General features: G+C 63.2%; 16 protein-coding genes and 1 pseudogene. 5 read left to right on the top strand and 12 right to left on the bottom strand.

Features of this window, described 5'->3' with window-relative positions:
• Window positions 1–17: 17 nt before the first annotated feature.
• Window positions 18–623: a TetR/AcrR family transcriptional regulator gene (locus tag AC6CH8_RS17515; protein WP_091469900.1), complete on the bottom strand. Its 606-nt coding sequence runs from the start codon at window positions 621–623 to the stop codon at window positions 18–20.
• 99 nt (window positions 624–722) lie between these two features.
• On the opposite strand from AC6CH8_RS17515, the gene AC6CH8_RS17510 reads away from it, so the two are divergent.
• Window positions 723–1,034 carry a putative antibiotic biosynthesis monooxygenase gene (locus AC6CH8_RS17510; RefSeq protein WP_091469903.1) on the top strand — a complete coding sequence of 104 codons (312 nt, stop codon included), beginning with the start codon at window positions 723–725 and terminating at the stop codon, window positions 1,032–1,034.
• A 79-nt stretch (window positions 1,035–1,113) separates the two neighbouring features.
• Here AC6CH8_RS17510 and AC6CH8_RS17505 read toward each other — a convergent pair whose 3' ends face one another.
• From AC6CH8_RS17505 to uriH, 3 genes are read right to left on the bottom strand one after another with little or no spacing between them, the layout of a single operon-like run.
• A complete protein-coding gene (locus tag AC6CH8_RS17505) occupies window positions 1,114–2,070 on the bottom strand; it encodes a ribokinase (RefSeq protein ID WP_498191657.1) in 957 nt (318 codons plus the stop codon).
• On the bottom strand, window positions 2,067–3,512 hold the full coding sequence (gene uriT, locus AC6CH8_RS17500; protein WP_498191656.1) for a uridine transporter UriT: 1,446 nt from the start codon (window positions 3,510–3,512) through the stop codon (window positions 2,067–2,069). Before uriT ends, AC6CH8_RS17505 begins: the two co-directional genes overlap by 4 nt.
• A complete protein-coding gene (gene uriH, locus AC6CH8_RS17495) occupies window positions 3,512–4,537 on the bottom strand; it encodes a uridine-preferring nucleoside hydrolase UriH (protein ID WP_179017819.1) in 1,026 nt (341 codons plus the stop codon). The genes uriT and uriH overlap by 1 nt, the downstream gene beginning before the upstream one ends.
• A gap of 200 nt (window positions 4,538–4,737) precedes the next feature.
• Here uriH and AC6CH8_RS17490 point away from each other — a divergent pair, with 200 nt between their 5' ends.
• Complete coding sequence (locus AC6CH8_RS17490; protein ID WP_498191655.1) at window positions 4,738–5,781, top strand: LacI family DNA-binding transcriptional regulator; 1,044 nt, start codon at window positions 4,738–4,740, stop codon at window positions 5,779–5,781.
• An 11-nt stretch (window positions 5,782–5,792) separates the two neighbouring features.
• On the opposite strand, the gene AC6CH8_RS17485 is transcribed toward AC6CH8_RS17490, so the two are convergent.
• Window positions 5,793–6,149, bottom strand: coding sequence for a hypothetical protein (locus AC6CH8_RS17485; RefSeq protein WP_498191654.1), 357 nt, complete (start codon window positions 6,147–6,149; stop codon window positions 5,793–5,795).
• A 73-nt stretch (window positions 6,150–6,222) separates the two neighbouring features.
• Window positions 6,223–6,846, bottom strand: coding sequence for a LysE family transporter (locus tag AC6CH8_RS17480; protein WP_498191653.1), 624 nt, complete (start codon window positions 6,844–6,846; stop codon window positions 6,223–6,225).
• 171 nt (window positions 6,847–7,017) lie between these two features.
• Between AC6CH8_RS17480 and AC6CH8_RS17475 the strand changes: the two genes are divergently transcribed.
• Complete coding sequence (locus AC6CH8_RS17475) at window positions 7,018–8,091, top strand: DNA polymerase IV (protein WP_498191652.1); 1,074 nt, start codon at window positions 7,018–7,020, stop codon at window positions 8,089–8,091.
• 28 nt (window positions 8,092–8,119) lie between these two features.
• Here AC6CH8_RS17475 and AC6CH8_RS17470 read toward each other — a convergent pair whose 3' ends face one another.
• The 5 genes from AC6CH8_RS17470 to AC6CH8_RS17450 all read right to left on the bottom strand — a co-directional run bounded on the left by AC6CH8_RS17470 (window position 8,120) and on the right by AC6CH8_RS17450 (window position 12,244).
• Window positions 8,120–9,103: an aldo/keto reductase gene (locus AC6CH8_RS17470; protein WP_498191651.1), complete on the bottom strand. Its 984-nt coding sequence runs from the start codon at window positions 9,101–9,103 to the stop codon at window positions 8,120–8,122.
• Between the two features lie 17 nt (window positions 9,104–9,120).
• Entirely contained in the window at window positions 9,121–10,299 is a 1,179-nt protein-coding gene (locus AC6CH8_RS17465) for an RNA polymerase sigma factor (protein ID WP_498191649.1), read from the bottom strand.
• A gap of 45 nt (window positions 10,300–10,344) precedes the next feature.
• Window positions 10,345–10,719, bottom strand: a complete 375-nt coding sequence (locus AC6CH8_RS17460; protein ID WP_498191648.1) for a YciI family protein — start codon at window positions 10,717–10,719, stop codon at window positions 10,345–10,347.
• 100 nt (window positions 10,720–10,819) lie between these two features.
• Window positions 10,820–11,635, bottom strand: coding sequence for a methyltransferase domain-containing protein (locus AC6CH8_RS17455; protein ID WP_498191647.1), 816 nt, complete (start codon window positions 11,633–11,635; stop codon window positions 10,820–10,822).
• A 69-nt stretch (window positions 11,636–11,704) separates the two neighbouring features.
• On the bottom strand, window positions 11,705–12,244 hold the full coding sequence (locus tag AC6CH8_RS17450; protein WP_364308988.1) for a MarR family winged helix-turn-helix transcriptional regulator: 540 nt from the start codon (window positions 12,242–12,244) through the stop codon (window positions 11,705–11,707).
• 166 nt (window positions 12,245–12,410) lie between these two features.
• Here AC6CH8_RS17450 and AC6CH8_RS17445 point away from each other — a divergent pair, with 166 nt between their 5' ends.
• Together AC6CH8_RS17445 and AC6CH8_RS17440 are read left to right on the top strand one after the other, a co-directional pair.
• Complete coding sequence (locus AC6CH8_RS17445; RefSeq protein ID WP_498191646.1) at window positions 12,411–14,585, top strand: MMPL family transporter; 2,175 nt, start codon at window positions 12,411–12,413, stop codon at window positions 14,583–14,585.
• A gap of 126 nt (window positions 14,586–14,711) precedes the next feature.
• Entirely contained in the window at window positions 14,712–15,284 is a 573-nt protein-coding gene (locus AC6CH8_RS17440; protein ID WP_420179153.1) for a pyridoxamine 5'-phosphate oxidase family protein, read from the top strand.
• A gap of 7 nt (window positions 15,285–15,291) precedes the next feature.
• Here the strand turns inward: AC6CH8_RS17440 and AC6CH8_RS17435 are convergent.
• Window positions 15,292–15,672: pseudogene (locus tag AC6CH8_RS17435) on the bottom strand (hypothetical protein); the annotation flags it as partial.

Below are 15,672 nucleotides of genomic sequence, written 5' to 3'. Positions count from 1 at the left end.
TCCAGCAGGTGCTTGCGCTAGGCGGGAGTGGCTTCCCGCGCTTCGGCGGCCAGCGCTGCGGCGGCCAGGTAAACGGTGCGTACGACGGCGGCGCGTCGCCTTTCGGCCCTGCCCGGATAGTCCCCGGCCATGAGTCCGTCGAGCGCAGGGAGCACGGGTGCGGCGTCGCACAAACTTACGATGGTGATGAGGAGGTCCCCGGCGTCTTCCTTGGAAATGCCAGGGAGGGCGGCGATAGTGCTATTGACCTTGGAGGCGCAGTTGGCCATCCGCTTGGGCAGTCCGACAACCTCCGCGCCCCGTTCGAGCCCTTCCCAAAACAGGAGGCGTGGTGCCGTGGCATCCTTCTGGTGGTGGTCGAAGAGCCGGCCGGCGTAGTCTGCCATTGCTTCGGGACCGCTGCCCTCGATGGGAACTTCATCCATGAGTGAGCTCAGCGCGGTGACGATTACGGCGTCGAAAAGCGCATTCTTGTTGCCGAAGTATTGGTAGATCCGCTCCTTGTTGACGCCCGCCTCTGCCGCAATGCGGTCAATGCGTGCACCGGCCAGTCCACGCGCGCAAAACTCGGACGTTGCTGCTTCGAGCAGCAGCCCTTTGGTTCGCTCTGTGTCCCACGCCATAGGGTCATATTACCAGTTTCCAACTAGATGGTTGTAATTGTGGGCGAGCGGGGTTATTGTGATCCCAAGCCAAAAGCAACCGTTTAGTTGGAGAATGCCATGACCACACAAACAACCTCCGAGATCACAACCGAGCCCACAGCACCGGCAACCCGCCCTCACATGCCATCCGTGCACGTTCGCGCGGTGATTACGTGGCTGGCCATCTTCCCGCTCGTGTCCATCGGCATGCTGCTCCTGGGCCCCATCATGGACTCGTGGCACCCGGTCTTGCGGGCACTGCTGCTGACGGCCCTTGTGGTTCCCGCGGCTGTTTACGTTGTGGTGCCCAGGCTCATGGCCGGTCATGGCGCCCTGAGCCGCAAGGCCGTAGAGCGCGCTGCCCAACGCGCTGCCCGCAAATCCGCTTAACCCAAGTAGGTCGCAATTGAGCGCGTTTTGGGGGTTCAAAACGCGCTCAATTGCGACCCAGTTGGGTGCAACGCCGGGACTAAGCGTCCCGCAGCTGCTCGACGTCGGCGATGGTCGGGTATGCGGCCTGCGTCCCTTTCTTCGTTGCAGCCAACGCGGCCGCCACTGAGGCAAAGGATGCAGCATCCGCCAAGGAATCACCAGCGGCCAAACGTGCAGCGACAGCACCAGTGAAGGCATCGCCGGCGCCCGTGGTGTCAACCGCAGAAACACGCGTCGGGGCAATGCGCGTGATCTGGTCTTCAGTGCCACGTGCCAACGAATCCAGGACCACGGAACCATGTGCGCCGAGAGTGACCAGAACCCGCTGCAAACCCCGGTCCGCAAACTGGCTCCGGACCGGCTCCCACGCCTCCACGCCAGCCTCGGCGTCGGGTACGTCGGCTTCTGCGCCGAGGAACAGTGACGCCTCGTGCGCATTCACCAGCAGCACGTCGCTCAACCTGGCCAAACGCTCCGGCACCTCGGCGTAAGGCGAGAGGTTCAGTAGAACTGTTGCGCCGGCGTCGTGCCCTGTTTGGGCGGCGGCGATGACCGTATCGGTCCCCACCTCCAGGCAGAGGCACACCACAGCCGCGTCCTCGAAGGCGTCGGGCGTAACGTCCGACGGCCTCAGGGTGCCATTGGCGCCAGCCGAGATGATGATGCTGTTCTCGCCGCTGGCATCCACGGAAATGACTGCGACACCGGTGGCGACGTCGGAGCGTCGGACCCGCGAAACGTCCACGCCGGCGCTGGCTGTCGATTCAAGGAGCATGGTGCCGTTGGAGTCGTCACCCACAGCGCCGATCAGGGTTACATGCCCGCCGAGCTTGCTGGCAGCCACCGCCTGGTTGGCACTCTTGCCGCCGGGGTTCACTGCGAAACCGTTGCCGTGGACTGTTTCGCCGGGTTGGGGGAGGCGGTCGCAGTAGATGGTGAGGTCCGCGTTGAGGGAGCCGACGACGACGATTCCCGCCTTGGGTGCGCTGGTCATGCGGTCACCTTGTCGTTCTCGGTCACTTCTGCGTCCACGGGCTTCGGAATGAGCAACGACGCGGCGAAGGCAGCGAACGTGATGGCGAGGCCCACCACCACAACGGTCAGATAAGAAGCCTTGTCGTCATTGAGTGAAGACGTGGCCACCAGGACCGCAGGAAGGACAAGGAAGCTCAGGCCCGCGCCGAGGTTGAACGCGCCGGCATTCATGCCAGGCAGGAAGCCCGGGTTGCCCTGGGGTGAGAGAACCACGCCCAATCCGTTCAGCATGATGTTGACCGTACCGGCGTACATGATGCCCAGCAAGGCCGTGCCCACGATCATCATGGGCAGGTTGTTGAGTCCGAAGAACGCGATGATGGCCAGTGCCACGAGGCTGCCGACAAGGCCGATGCGCAGGACTTTGGTGTAGCCGAGGACAGGCGCCAGGCGGCCGCTGATGGGGCCGAACAGCCAGCCAAGCAGTGCATAGGGGGTCAGGATGATGAGCGACATCTCGGTGGGGCCAACGCCGAAACCGGGATCAGCTGCCTGAACATAGGCCGGGACTATGCCGTTGATGACCGCGAAGATGCCCGTCATGGTGAGGGTGGTGGTCAGCAGCGGAGCCCACGTGGAGCGCTGGCGCAGGTGCACTGTTTCCACCATGGGCTGCTTGGCGCGCTTTTCCACACTCCAAAACGCAAAGAACGCGACGGCGGCAATCACCGTGAGCACGATCGCGAGGGTCAGGGTGCCGGCGTCGAAGGCCGTGGCCAGTTTTGCGCCCTCGTTCAGTGCGGTCAGCAGGGCACCGACGGCGATGACAATGAAGAACACGCCCAGCCAGTCCATGGTGGTGCCGGCGGCGGGCTTGCTTTCGCCTGCGAGGACGGCGATCAGGACGGTAGCTACCAAAGCGAGTGCAACCATCAACCAGAAGATGCTGCGGAAGCCGAAGTTCTCAGCGAAGTATCCGCCTACGAATGAGTCGACGCCGGCCACGCCGCCGTTGACTGCGGTGATGAGGCCCATGAGGGTGCCGTACTTGCGCGGATTGGAGACCGCGGAGCGGAGCATGATCAGGCAGAGCGGAACAGTTGGGCCGCTGACGCCCTGGATGATGCGGCCCACGAACAGCCACGTGACGTCGGGCGCCATTGCTGCGATGACCGAGCCGACAGCCATCAGGAGCATCATGCCAACGAGGATCTTCTTGCGGCCAACGATGTCGCTGAGGCGCGGGAGGAAGAGGGAGAAGAGGGCTGCGGCGGTGAAGAACCAGGTCTGGGACAGGCCGATGGTGGCTTGGTCCGTGTTGAGTTCGTTGCCCATGGTGACCAGTGCGGGGCTGAGCATGGACGCATTGAGCTGGAAGGCCACGCAGGCGGCCAGCAACGCAACCATGAGGGCGGTGACGTTGCCGCGGGTGGATTTGGATGCTGTTGTAAGGGAGGACATTATTTGGCTTCCCCTGCCAGGATTGCCTCGGCCGTGGCGTTGACTGCAGCGGTGGCGTCAGCGCCGACGTCGTGCGTTGGTTCGCCGATCCGTTCAATGGCATCGGTGACCAAATCCCAGAACTTCTTGTGATCCAGGTCTACGGCAACGGAGGTGTGGCAGTCATCCGGTGCGGGTGCGCGGAAGTCTGCAACGGTCATACCGAGGGTGAGTTTGCCCTGCAGTTCGATGTCTACGGGGACCTTACGGGTGGTCATGACGGTGGGGTCGATGACGTAGGCGACTGCGCAGGGGTCGTGGACCGGCGGGAAATCGAAGCCTTGGGCATCCTTGTAGGTCTTCTGGAAGAAGTCCATGAGTTCCATGACGAACTTGGCTGGCTTGGTGCCAATTTTTGCGATGCGGTCCACTACCTCGTCCGTGGCCAGCGCCTGGTGCGTGAGGTCCAGGCCAACCATTACCAAGGGCCACTTTTCATTGAAGACAATGTGCGCGGCTTCGGGGTCGATGATGATGTTGAACTCAGCCACGGCGCTCCAGTTGCCCACGTGGTAACCGCCGCCCATGAGGACAACTTCCTTGACACGCTCAACGATGCGCGGCTCTTTGCGGGCGGCCATCGCAATGTTGGTGAGGCCCGCGGTGGGGACCAGGGTGACCGTGCCCGGCTCATGTGCCATGACGGTTTCAATGATGAGGTCGACGGCGTGGCGCGGGTCCAGCTCGATAGCGGACTCGGGCTGCTCCGGGCCGTCCATGCCGGAATCGCCGTGGATGCTGGGGGCCGTTTCGATGGTGCGCACCAAGGGGCGGTCGCAGCCTGCAGCAAAGGGGACGCCCGTGATGCCGGCAATGGTGGCTACGGAAAGGGCGTTTCGGGTGACCTTTTCCAGAGTTTGGTTCCCCACCACGGTGGTCACTGCCAGCAGCTCGATGTCCGGGTTGCCGTGAGCCAGCAGCAATGCCACTGCGTCGTCATGGCCAGGGTCGCAGTCAAGAATGATCTTCTTGCGTGCCGGTGTCATGGTGTTGGGTTCCACGGTTCTCTCCACGTCATTGGGGCCTGCCTGGTAGTTGCCCGGGGCAGGGCGCTAAGCATTCAGGGGAATTCTGGCACTGCTTTGCGGGGTACGTCAAACGCTTAACGCTCGGCGTTTGCTCGCTACGTCAAGCGCTTGATGCCTTCTCGCAGGTCAGAGCGGTTTATGAACGCTACGATCGATGCATGGAATCCCTGGATCGGCGCCACGGCCGCGCGCCCCGCTCACCTCGCGTGACGGCTGCGATGGTGGCCGCCCGGGCAGGCGTTTCGACGGCGACCGTGTCACTGGTGGCGAACGGAAAAACGCAAGGGCGGGTATCCGAGGACAACATTTCCCGCGTCCGTTCTGCCATCGCCGAACTCGGCTATGTGGTGGACAGCATTGGCAGTTCCCTTGCGCGCGGTGTCAGCTCGATTGTCATCCTGGTGACGCCGGACGTTTCCAACCCCTTCTTTGCCAACGTCATCGCCGGTGTTCGGGAATCACTGGGTTCCGAATACCAGCTGCTGCTCTCCGTGACCGACGCCGGAGAATCACCGCAGGCCGATGACGTCCGCAAACTTCTGGCACTCCGCCCTGCCGGCTTGCTGGTAGGTGCCCCCAGTGCGGAGTTCCTGGAGGAACTGTCACCCGCGGGGCCGCTGGTGCTGCTGGACGCGCCGGGCCTTGAGTCCTACGCGCCTTCCGTGAATCTCGATGTCGCCCAAGGCGCCCGCGAGCTGGCCCGGCACTTGGCCGCTTCAGGACACACCCGGGCCGCCTACGTGGACGGCGTGACGGGTACAACCACCTTCCAATTGCGGCGCGACGCCTTCCTGGCAGAGGCTGCCTCCTGTGGACTTTCCGTGGCTGACGGGCACGTCATCAGCACCCCGATCGACGTCGGTGCTGCCGCCGCCGCGTTCGCCGCTGCCTGGCCGGAGTGGCAACGCGAGGGGGTCACCGCCGTCGTCTGCGGTACCGATACGCATGCCTACGGCGTGCTGCAGGAAGCCCGCGTTGAAGGTGTGCGCATCCCTGAGGAACTGGCTGTGGCAGGCTTCGATGACCTGCCCTACTCGGCCACCAGCAACCCCAGCCTCACCAGCGTCCACCTGCCTGCGACGCCCTTGGGACGCAAAGCGGGGGAGCAGCTGCGGGGGTTGATGGAAGGCCTGCCGCTGGAGGAATCGCATGTGACGCTCGAGAGCTCGCTGGTGGTGCGGGGATCTACGTCTTTTAGCTAGGGGCAGCGTTTCTAGCGAGGAGATAGGGGGCGAAGCTGGTCCTCCGTGACAGGCAACGAAACCGTGAAGTAGATCTGGGGAGCTGTCATGTCGCCCCAGTCCTCTTTCTTCACTCGAACCACGGACGGCGTCACTTCCGCTATCCGCACGCGCAACCAACCGCCGTCGTCGAGCCGTAACTCGTGAGGGTCGGCGAGGTAGCGCAGCCCGAGTTCGTCAAGAGTTTCCTCGGCGCTCAACCAGTCCACAACGTCGGTCCGGGGACGGCCCAGCAAATCCACGGCAACAAACCCGTCATCGATGGGCTTCATCCAACCCACGTGCTCGCCGTCGTCCGCGCGTCGGTGTTCGATCCAGTCCGGCTCCATGCCCATGACGGTAGCACCAGGGTCGGCAGGGTTGCCTCGCTTCCGGGTTGCCTCGCTGCGGCAGGTTTGCCGGCTAGTGAATGACTGCGAGCAGGATGCCCACGAGCACGAACAGGCAGCCGAAGACGCGGTTGAGTACTTTCTGGCCACGCTGGTCGTGGGTAAATCGCTGGAAAGACCGCGCCGCCAAAGCGAAGAAGAACCACATCACCAGGATGTCGATGACCAGGACCGTTGCCGTCAGCACGGCATATTGCTGGAGAAGCGGCTGGTCCGGCCTGATGAACTGCGGCATGAACGCCAGGAAGAACACGATGGCTTTCGGGTTCAGCAGGTTCACCCAGATGCCGCGCTGGAACATGGACAGGGCCGACTCGTTCTTTTGGCTGTCGACCTTTTCCTCGTCCAAATCCGGCTTGCGCAGGAACTGCCTGATCCCGAGGTACACCAGATACGCGGCGCCAGCATAGCGAATGACATTGAAGATGACGGGTGAGTTGGAAACCAGGACTCCCACGCCCAGGGCAACGATGACGATATGGATGACCAAGGCCACCTGCTGCCCGAGGATGCCCCAGATGGAGCGCCGGAAGCCGGAATTGAGCGAGTTGCTCATGGTGAAGATGGCGCCGGCGCCGGGAGTGAAACTGATCAGGGTGCCGGCACCAACCAGGGCCAGCCAAAGTGAAAACTGCACACCTCAGCTTATGCCCGGTAAGTGAATTCTTCTGACGCGCGCCGTCACCACCTACTTTGGCGGCCTACGAGGCGGAATGCACCCGGAGTTGGTTGATTCTCGCGCTCCCGCAGCTCAAAGAAGGTGGTGAAGGTACAGCCACCGCCCCGGGCCATAGGGCAAACTGGTGCCGTGAGCGGAATCCCGTGGGTACTGCACGTAGACCTCGACCAGTTCATTGCGGCTGTCGAGGTCCTCCGCCGGCCTGAGCTAGCGGGGAAACCGATCATCGTGGGTGGTCGGGGAGATCCTACGGAACGGGCCGTGGTATCCACGGCATCCTACGAAGCAAGGGCCTTCGGCGTCGGCTCCGGGATGCCTCTGAGGATCGCAGCCCGTAAGGTGCCGGACGCCATCATCCTGCCGGTGGATCAAGAGGCCTACCTGGCGGCTTCGGACGTGGTGATGACCACCCTGCGCGCACAGCCGGGTGCCACGGTTCAAGTGCTGGGCTGGGACGAGGCTTTCGTTGGCGTCGAAACTGAGGACCCGGAAGCCTATGCCAAGCAGATCCAAGCCGCCGTCCTGGAGCAATCCCGGCTGCACTGCAGCGTGGGCATCGGCGACACTTTGGTCCGTGCAAAGAATGCGACGGATTTTGGCAAACCTGCCGGCATCTACAGGCTGACAAAGGACAACTGGCTCGACGTCATGGGCGAAAAGCCCACCAAGGAGCTGTGGGGTGTCGGGAGCAAAGTGTCGCAAAGGCTGGCGAAACACCACATCACCACGGTGGCTGAGCTTGCCGCGTGCGATCCCCAGGATCTCGTCCCCGAATTCGGCCCCAAGATGGGACCTTGGTACGCCCAGTTGGGACGCGGGGAAGGTTCCAGCGAGGTGGATGACACCCCGTGGGTCGCCCGCGGACACAGCCGGGAGACCACGTATCAGCAGGATCTCACCGACCCCTCACAAATCGAGGACGCCGTGAAGGAATTGACGGCGCAGGTCCTGGGAGACGTCGCAGCGGAGGGACGCCCGGTGATCGGGCTGACCCTGAAAGTCCGCTACGCACCGTTCTTCACCAAGACCTACGCCAGGAAGATCCCCGAGACTTTTGACAGGGATGAAGTCCTCACGCAGGCCTTGGACCTCACCGCCAAAATGGAGCCGGACCGTCCCATCCGGCTCCTCGGATTGCGCGCCGAAATGTCCATGCCCGAGGAAGCCCGAAAGGGACATACGCCGACGCGCAGCGGCTGGTGAAAGCCAACGCCCGACGGCGGCCCGGCAGCTACCAGCGCGGGTGGATCGCTTCGCGGAAGTAGCGGTCATAGATATCCCGAACGCCGTCAGCCAACCCTGCCCCGACGGATTGCATCCCACCGGCCTCGGCATTTGCGGCTGCCTGCGAAGCGGATCGTGCTCCGGGAATGACCGAGGTGACACCGTCCTGAGCGATGACCCAGGCGAGGGCCGCTTGTGCGGTGCTGACGCCGTCGGGCACTAAGCCGCTGAACTCCTGGGCGGCTTTGACACCGGTTGCGAAATCGACGCCGGAGAATGTCTCGCCGACGTCGAACGAAGAACCGTCGCGGTTGTAATTGCGGTGGTCGTCCTCAGGGAACTCGGTGTCCGGCGTGTACTTCCCGGACAGCAAACCAGAGGCAAGCGGCACCCTGGCAATAATGCCAACGCCTGCTTCCTTCGCTGCGGGCAGCACCTCGTCGAGGGGCTTCAGGCGGAAAGCATTGTGGATGATCTGCACGGAGGCGGTGTTCCCGCGCTTGATGGCCTCAAGGGCCTCATCCGTGCGCTCGACGCTGACGCCATAGTTGCGGATGGCGCCTTCGCTGACCAAAGTGTCCAGGGCGTCGTAGACTTCGTCGCTGCTGTAGACGGACGTGGGAGGGCAGTGCAATTGGACGAGGTCCAGGGTGTCCTGCTGCAGGTTGCGCCGCGAACGGTCGGTCCACGTCCGGAAGTTCTCCAAGGTGTAGTTCCCGTGGACCTGATCCACACGGCGGCCCATTTTGGTGGCAACAGTGAGGTCCAGGTCCGGATGTGCCTGGAGGAAGCGTCCGATGAACTGCTCGCTGCGGCCGTCTCCGTACACATCGGCTGTGTCGAAGAAGTTGACGCCGCCTTCCACCGAAGCTTCCAGGACGGCAAAGGCGTCCTCTTCGGTGACAGAACCCCAGTCGGCTCCGAGTTGCCACGTCCCCAGTCCGACAGTTGAGACGGACCTGCCGGTCTTGCCAAGTATGCGCTGTTCCATGGTTTCGACTATATGGGTTATTGCTCGTCCATCCGCGCTACTTTTCCCATCAAGTACTTTCGTTCAGGCAGGCTTCCGGTCTTCTTGGCGGCGGAAAGGTACGCGGCGCGGGCCTCCACATAGGAGCCCGACATCTCCAGTAAATGGCCCCTGACAGCGTCCAAGCGGTGCGTCCGGCCAAGCGTGCCATCCAACCCGGCCAGCAGCTCAAGCCCGGCGCCGGGTCCATGCACCATGGCCACAGCTACGGCCCGGTTCAGCGTGACCACGGGACTGGGTGCCACTGCTTCTAGGACTGTGTACAGGGCGAGGATCTGCGGCCAGTCAGTCTCCTCATCGGTGGTGGCCTCCGCGTGCACAGCGGCGATGGCGGCCTGAAGTTGATACGGCCCGGGGGCCCCGCGTCCCAGGACGGAGGACAGCAGCGCGATGCCCTCTTCAATCTGCGTCTGGTTCCAGAGCCGTCGGTCCTGTTCCGCCAACGGGACGGGTGTTCCGTCTGCAAGCGCACGCGCCGCGCGCCGGGAATCGGTCAGCAGCATCAGGGCCAGCAGGCCCACGGCCTCCGGTTCACGCGGTGCGACGGCCACCAGCAGGCGCGCAACCCGGATGGCTTCAGTGGTCAGCTCCTCGCGCTGGAGCGACGGACCCGAGCTTGCCGCGTAACCCTCGTTGAAAATCAGGTACAGCACGTGAAGTACGACGCCGAGCCTTGCCTTGCGCTCGGAAGGCGGCGGCATGCTGAACGTGGCTCCCGCCTTCTGGATCCCCTGTTTCGCGCGGCTGATGCGTTGTCCCATGGTCGCTTCGGGGACCAGGAAGGCCGAGGCAATTTCCGCCGTCGTGAGTCCACCGACGGCCCGGAGCGTTAAGGCGAGTTGCGACGGTGCCGATAACGCCGGGTGGCAGCAGAGGAACATCAGCGTGAGGGTGTCATCGGCTTCTGATACGGAGCTGTAGGAGAAATCAACGTTCATGCCCGCGACCCGGTCCTCGCGGGCCCGGCGGGCGCTTTCGCTGCGCCACATATCCACCAGCCGGCGGGATGCGACCGCCATCAACCATGCCCTGGGATTGTCGGGCAGCCCGGAGGGCCACTGAAGGGCGGCCTCAAGGAGTGCTTCCTGGACGGCATCCTCGCAAGCGTCGAACTGTCCATGCGTCCGGGCCAGCACGCCGAGGACCTGCGGCGCCAACGTGCGCAGCAGGTCCTCCAGTCGCGTATCCCGCGGGGAACCCAGTTAGACCTCCGGCGAAGCTTCCTGCGGCGGAGCTTGCTGAACTGCGCGAAGCTCAACCACCTGCGCGTACTTCACGATGCTTGAACAGATCTCAACGGCACGTTCCTCGCTGGCCACGTCAACCACCCAGTAGCCCACCAGCGACTCCTTCGACTCTGCGTACGGGCCGTCCGTGGTGATGACGCCGTCGGGGGTCTGCTTGACGAGCTTCGCGGTGCTGCCATCGGCCAGTCCGGCGTTGAACACCATTTCGCCGGACTCCGTCAGGTCCTTGTCGATCTGGATCATGAACCCGATCATTTCCTGGATCCAAGCCGGGTCGGCGGTCTCCATCATGCCCTCGGCCGATCCGAACATCATGATCATGTATTTCATCTCAAACTCCTTGTGAGGAGCGCCCTGTGTGGGTGCTTTCACTCATGGGTCGGAACTGCGGCGGGCTTTTCTACATGGTTGGGCGAATTTTTTGTGGCGACTACGCCCGGGCTATGACCTCACCATTCGGAATGAGGAAGAAGCCGTCATCGGTTGCTCCCCAGCGGTGCCAGCCCGCGGCGATCCTTGCGAGGTCGGCCTCGTTGGCGAATCCATACTCCAGGGCTTGCTCGGCGAACGCGGAGTGCAGCACGCGTTCGCTCCAGACCCTTGATTGCCACGCGCGCTGCTGGGCGGTGGCGTAAAGCCAGTTGCTGCTGGTCGGCGCCACCTGGGTGAAACCTGCTTGCTGGGCCCACGAAACCAGGCGACGGCCGGCGTCGGGTTCTGCTCCGTTGCGTCGGGCGATCTTTTGGTAGAGCTCCATCCAGTCGTCCAATTCGGGGACTTCGGGGTACCAGCTCATGCCGTGGAAATCGGCGTCGCGGACGGCAACAATGGCGCCGGGTTTGGCCACCCGGCGCATCTCGCGGAGGGCGGCGACGGGGTCGGTCAGGTGCTGGAGGACTTGGTGGGCGTGGACGAGGTCGAAGGATTCGTCCTCGAAGTCGAGGTCGTAGATGTTGCCGGTTTGGAACGTCACGTTGTCCACGCCGCGGTCGGTAGCCAGTTCGGTGGCTTGGATGACGATATCCGCGGAACGGTCCAAGCCGATCACTTGCCCGGGCGCAACCAGCCCCGCGAAGTCGCAGGTGATACTGCCTGGTCCGCACCCGACGTCGAGCACTGACGTTCCGGGGGTGAGATGGGGGATCACGAACGCGGCCGAGTTCTCGACCGTCCGTGAGGCGTGGGCCCGGACAACCGACTCGTGGTGCCCGTGGGTATAGACATCTTCAGGCTGCTGCGCGTTCATAGGGAAACGCTACCCAACTGGGTCGCATTTGTGCGCGTTTTGGGCGGTCAAAACGCGCACAAATGCGACTCAGTTGGGTTCGGGTTGGGTGGCTTCCTCACGCGCTGCCAAGGTGGCTTCCACCATGTCCGTCATGAACCGGGTGACAAGCTCCAGTTCCTCGGGGCTGTAAGCGGCCATGGCCTTGCCCATGCGGATAGCCAGCGGCATGAACATGGCGCTGCCATCCCGGTACGCTTTGGGCGTCATCTGCAACTGGACTTGCCGCCGGTCGGTGCCAAGACGTTCGCGTACTACGTGCCCCGATGCATGCAGGCGATCAACCAACGCAGTGGTGGCGGGGGAGCTGAGCCGGAGTTCGGCGCGGAGAACACCAGGCGTGACCACTTTCCCCGCCGCCGTGTGGCGCATGATGACGGCGAGTGCGTTCAAGTCCGTGCGGTGCATGTCGTTCCGCCCGCCTGCGGCGTCCACGTAGTGGTTGGCTTCGAGGGTGAAGTCCTGGAGGAGCCGCACAAGTTCCTGGGGAGCGGCGGTCTCGGGACGGTTCGTATCCTGGCCCGTTTCCGGGCGGCTCGCCTCAGGGCGCGGGACTGTTGAGTCCGACATGTCCGCCCTCCTGCCAGCGTCGTCTCGTATTTACTGCCTTCCGGATATTACTCCCAGCCGTAGGGGATTCCGGCATTCGCTTCTCGGCGCTCTTGGAATAGTTCCATCATAGAGATAATCTATGATGGAATAAAGCCCCTGAAGCATCCCCAGAGAAGAAGGACTCATGAACTCGCAGAAAGTACCGTTCTGGCTGCGCTGGCTGGTGCCCGTGGTGCTGGTCATTACGTGGCTCGGCATCGCAGGCATTGGCGGCCCCACCTTTGGGCGACTGGAGGAGGTCTCCTCAAACGACCAGGCATCCTTCCTTCCCGCGGGCGCCGAAGCCACGGAAGCTGGCGACTGGCAGGCCAAGTTCCGGGACTCCGAAGAGATTCCGGCCGTGGTCATTGTTGAGAACGACGCTGCCTTCACCCCGGCTCAGCTGGGCGAAGCAGCCCAACTGAAAGCCGACATTGAGGCGCTCAAGCTGGGGAGCGCCGTCGTCGGGCCTATTCCGTCCGAAGACGGCAAAGCCGTCCAGTTCATTGTTCCTATGGCGTCTTCCGATGAGCTTCGGGAGAAAGTCCAGGAGCTGCGCGACGTCGTGCAGCCCGGTGCCCCGGACGGAATGCAGGCGTTCGTCACTGGGCCCGCCGGCCTGACCGCCGACCTCGTCAACGCGTTCGGCGGGATCGACGGCATTCTGCTGTTGGTTGCCCTTGGTGCCGTGTTCGTGATCCTGCTGCTGGTTTACCGCTCCGTGGTGCTGCCGCTGGCGGTGCTGTTCACCTCGGTCTTCGCCTTGTGCGCCGCGATTCTGCTGGTGTTCGGCATGGCCAAGCTCGGCTGGATCCAACTGAACGGCCAGAGCCAAGGCATCCTTTCAATTCTTGTGATTGGTGCGGCCACCGACTACGCGCTGCTGTATGTTGCGAGGTTCCGTGAAGCCCTGACCCACACCACTAACCGCACGCAGGCGGTCATCACGGCTTGGAAGGCATCGTTCGAACCAATTCTTGCCTCTGGTGCCACCGTGATCATTGCACTGCTCTGCCTGCTCTTCTCGGACCTGAACTCCAACAAGGCCCTTGGCCCTGTGGCAGCGGCCGGCATCCTTTGCTCCCTGTTCGCCGCGCTCACACTTCTGCCCGCGTTGATGGCTTTGCTTGGGCGGGCCGCCTTCTGGCCCTTCCGGCCCAAGCTGCTGCCCGACGAAGAACGCGAACCTGAGATTGTCACCGGACTTGAGGGGCAAAAGGGTCTGTGGCGCGCCACGGGTCGGCTGGTCTCCAAGCGGCCGCGCGTCGTGTGGGTGGCTTCGGTCCTGCTGCTGCTTGCCGCTTCGACCGGCTTGATGCAGTTGAAGGCCAACGGGGTTCCGCAAACGGACGTCATTCTTTCCGCATCCGACGCCGTCGACGGCCAGGAAGCGCTGGCGCGCCACTTCGACGCCGGCAGCGGCAGCCCCGCCGTCGTGGTCGCTTCCGAAGGTGCCGCGCAGCAGGTGCTGGAGAAGGTCAAGGCAGCCGACGGTGTGGGCGACGCGTACCTATTGGCCGACGGTAATGTCCCGATCACGGGCGCCCCCGGTACTCCTGCTGACCCGGCTGTCCGCGATGGCAAGGTTCTGATCAACGCCACATTGAACTCGGCTGCAGATTCGATTGAAGCAGAAGAAGCGGTGAAGTCGCTGCGGGTGGCTGTTAAGGACGCCGACGCCGACGCTTTGGTGGGTGGAGTCACGGCGACCGCGCTGGATACCAACACCACCGCGCAACGCGATCTGGTGGTCATCATTCCCATTGTGTTGGTGGTCATCCTCTTCATCCTGATGCTGCTGCTGCGATCCGTGGTGGCGCCAGTGCTGCTGGTGCTCTCCGTGGTGCTTTCGTACGGTGCCGCGATGGGTGTCTCAGCGTGGGTCTTCAATGGAGTCTTCGGATTCTCCGGCGCCGACGCTACCGTGCCGCTTTTCGGCTTCGTGTTCCTGGTGGCCCTTGGCGTGGATTACAACATCTTCCTGATGAGCCGTGTCCGTGAAGAGTCGCTGAAGCATGGGACACGTCCGGGAATCCTGCGGGGATTGGCTGTTACCGGCGGTGTCATTACCTCTGCCGGTGTGGTCCTGGCCGCTACGTTTGCGGCCCTTGGTGTCATCCCCATCATGTTCCTGGTCCAGCTCGCGTTTATTGTGGCGTTCGGTGTGCTGCTGGATACGGTGCTGGTCCGCTCCCTGCTGGTTCCCGCGCTTGCCTACGACATCGGCAGCAAGATCTGGTGGCCGGGGAAGCTGGCACGTGAGTCTTCGTCGGCGCCGGTCGCTCCTCGCGAGGAGGAAGAGGCACCGGTGGGGCGGTGAGTTCGGCCTGCTCGGCCCTCAGCTGGTGAGGGCCGGGCGGCGCTCCAGCACCATGGCGTCGCGCCATCAATTCCGAGCACTGAGACGGGTTTGGACCACGCTCTTGCCCGTGGCAGCGTGTTCCCCATGGGCAAGGTCTACGGGGCAATCGATGAGCGATTGAGCAAGTTTATTGAACAACAGGTGGTCTTCTTCGTTGCGACCGCTCCGCTGTCCAGCGACGGGCACGTCAATGTATCTCCCCGCGGGCTTCCGGGCACGTTCGCTGTCCTTGACTCGCATACGTTTGCTTGGCTTGATGTCACTGGCAGCGGGAGCGAGACGATAGCACATTTGCGGGAGAACGGTCGGATTACCGTCATGTTCTGCGCCTTTGACGGGCGCCCGAACATCGTCCGACTCCACGGGACAGGGCGCGTCGTCACCCGCTATGACCCTGACTTCGAATCTCTTGCCCAGCGCTTCGATGACAAACCCGGTGCGAGGGCCGTCATTGTTGTTGACGTCCACCGTGTTTCGGATTCATGCGGGTGGGGTGTTCCCTTGATGAGCTTTGAAGGTCACCGCGATTTGTTAGGTCCGTACTTTGAACGCAAGGGCACTGACGGCAGCGCCGACTACCGGATCACCAAGAACCGCACGAGCATTGATGGCCTTGCCGCCTACGACTTTGACCCTGCTGAACCGGCGGACGCCTAACACCCGGTCAGCGGTGCTCAGCGGTTACTTCGTTCTGCGTATGCTCCTGCTTCAGCCTGTCCTGTGAGCGCCGTACGGTTCGTCGTTTTCGTTTCGGTTCAGCCTGACCGTTGAAGGGCGGGCGCGGTTGGCCTAGTCGCGGGCCGCTCCAATAGCGTCCGCCCAGGAGAACCCCGGCCATGGTGCCGTAAGCCCACACGTACAGGAGAGCTGATTGACCATTGATGCTGGTCAGGAAAGCCAAGAGGCAGAATTCGGCGGCAGGTATGACCAGGAGCAGCACGTTCCTGGTCAGAAATGATGGTGGGAAGCGGAAGAAGGCCCAGCCACAGACTAAGGAGCCCACCAGAACGGCGGCGACCGGCGCCGTCGGCGTTTCGAAAGCGAG

It is taken from the genome of Paenarthrobacter sp. GQ52 (assembly GCF_059759005.1).
This window is presented reverse-complemented; position numbering and strand designations above follow the sequence as displayed.

What these genes read in the sequence shown, in the direction of transcription:
- AC6CH8_RS17445 (WP_498191646.1), top strand. Translation starts at nt 12,411, where the DNA reads ATGAACTCGCAGAAAGTACCGTTCTGGCTGCGCTGGCTGGTGCCCGTG.
- AC6CH8_RS17470 (WP_498191651.1), bottom strand. Translation starts at nt 9,103, where the DNA reads ATGGAACAGCGCATACTTGGCAAGACCGGCAGGTCCGTCTCAACTGTC.
- AC6CH8_RS17490 (WP_498191655.1), top strand. Translation starts at nt 4,738, where the DNA reads ATGGAATCCCTGGATCGGCGCCACGGCCGCGCGCCCCGCTCACCTCGC.
- uriH (WP_179017819.1), bottom strand. Translation starts at nt 4,537, where the DNA reads ATGACACCGGCACGCAAGAAGATCATTCTTGACTGCGACCCTGGCCAT.
- AC6CH8_RS17455 (WP_498191647.1), bottom strand. Translation starts at nt 11,635, where the DNA reads ATGAACGCGCAGCAGCCTGAAGATGTCTATACCCACGGGCACCACGAG.
- AC6CH8_RS17450 (WP_364308988.1), bottom strand. Translation starts at nt 12,244, where the DNA reads ATGTCGGACTCAACAGTCCCGCGCCCTGAGGCGAGCCGCCCGGAAACG.
- AC6CH8_RS17515 (WP_091469900.1), bottom strand. Translation starts at nt 623, where the DNA reads ATGGCGTGGGACACAGAGCGAACCAAAGGGCTGCTGCTCGAAGCAGCA.
- AC6CH8_RS17510 (WP_091469903.1), top strand. Translation starts at nt 723, where the DNA reads ATGACCACACAAACAACCTCCGAGATCACAACCGAGCCCACAGCACCG.
- AC6CH8_RS17460 (WP_498191648.1), bottom strand. Translation starts at nt 10,719, where the DNA reads ATGAAATACATGATCATGATGTTCGGATCGGCCGAGGGCATGATGGAG.
- AC6CH8_RS17440 (WP_420179153.1), top strand. Translation starts at nt 14,712, where the DNA reads ATGGGCAAGGTCTACGGGGCAATCGATGAGCGATTGAGCAAGTTTATT.
- AC6CH8_RS17505 (WP_498191657.1), bottom strand. Translation starts at nt 2,070, where the DNA reads ATGACCAGCGCACCCAAGGCGGGAATCGTCGTCGTCGGCTCCCTCAAC.
- uriT (WP_498191656.1), bottom strand. Translation starts at nt 3,512, where the DNA reads ATGTCCTCCCTTACAACAGCATCCAAATCCACCCGCGGCAACGTCACC.
- AC6CH8_RS17485 (WP_498191654.1), bottom strand. Translation starts at nt 6,149, where the DNA reads ATGGAGCCGGACTGGATCGAACACCGACGCGCGGACGACGGCGAGCAC.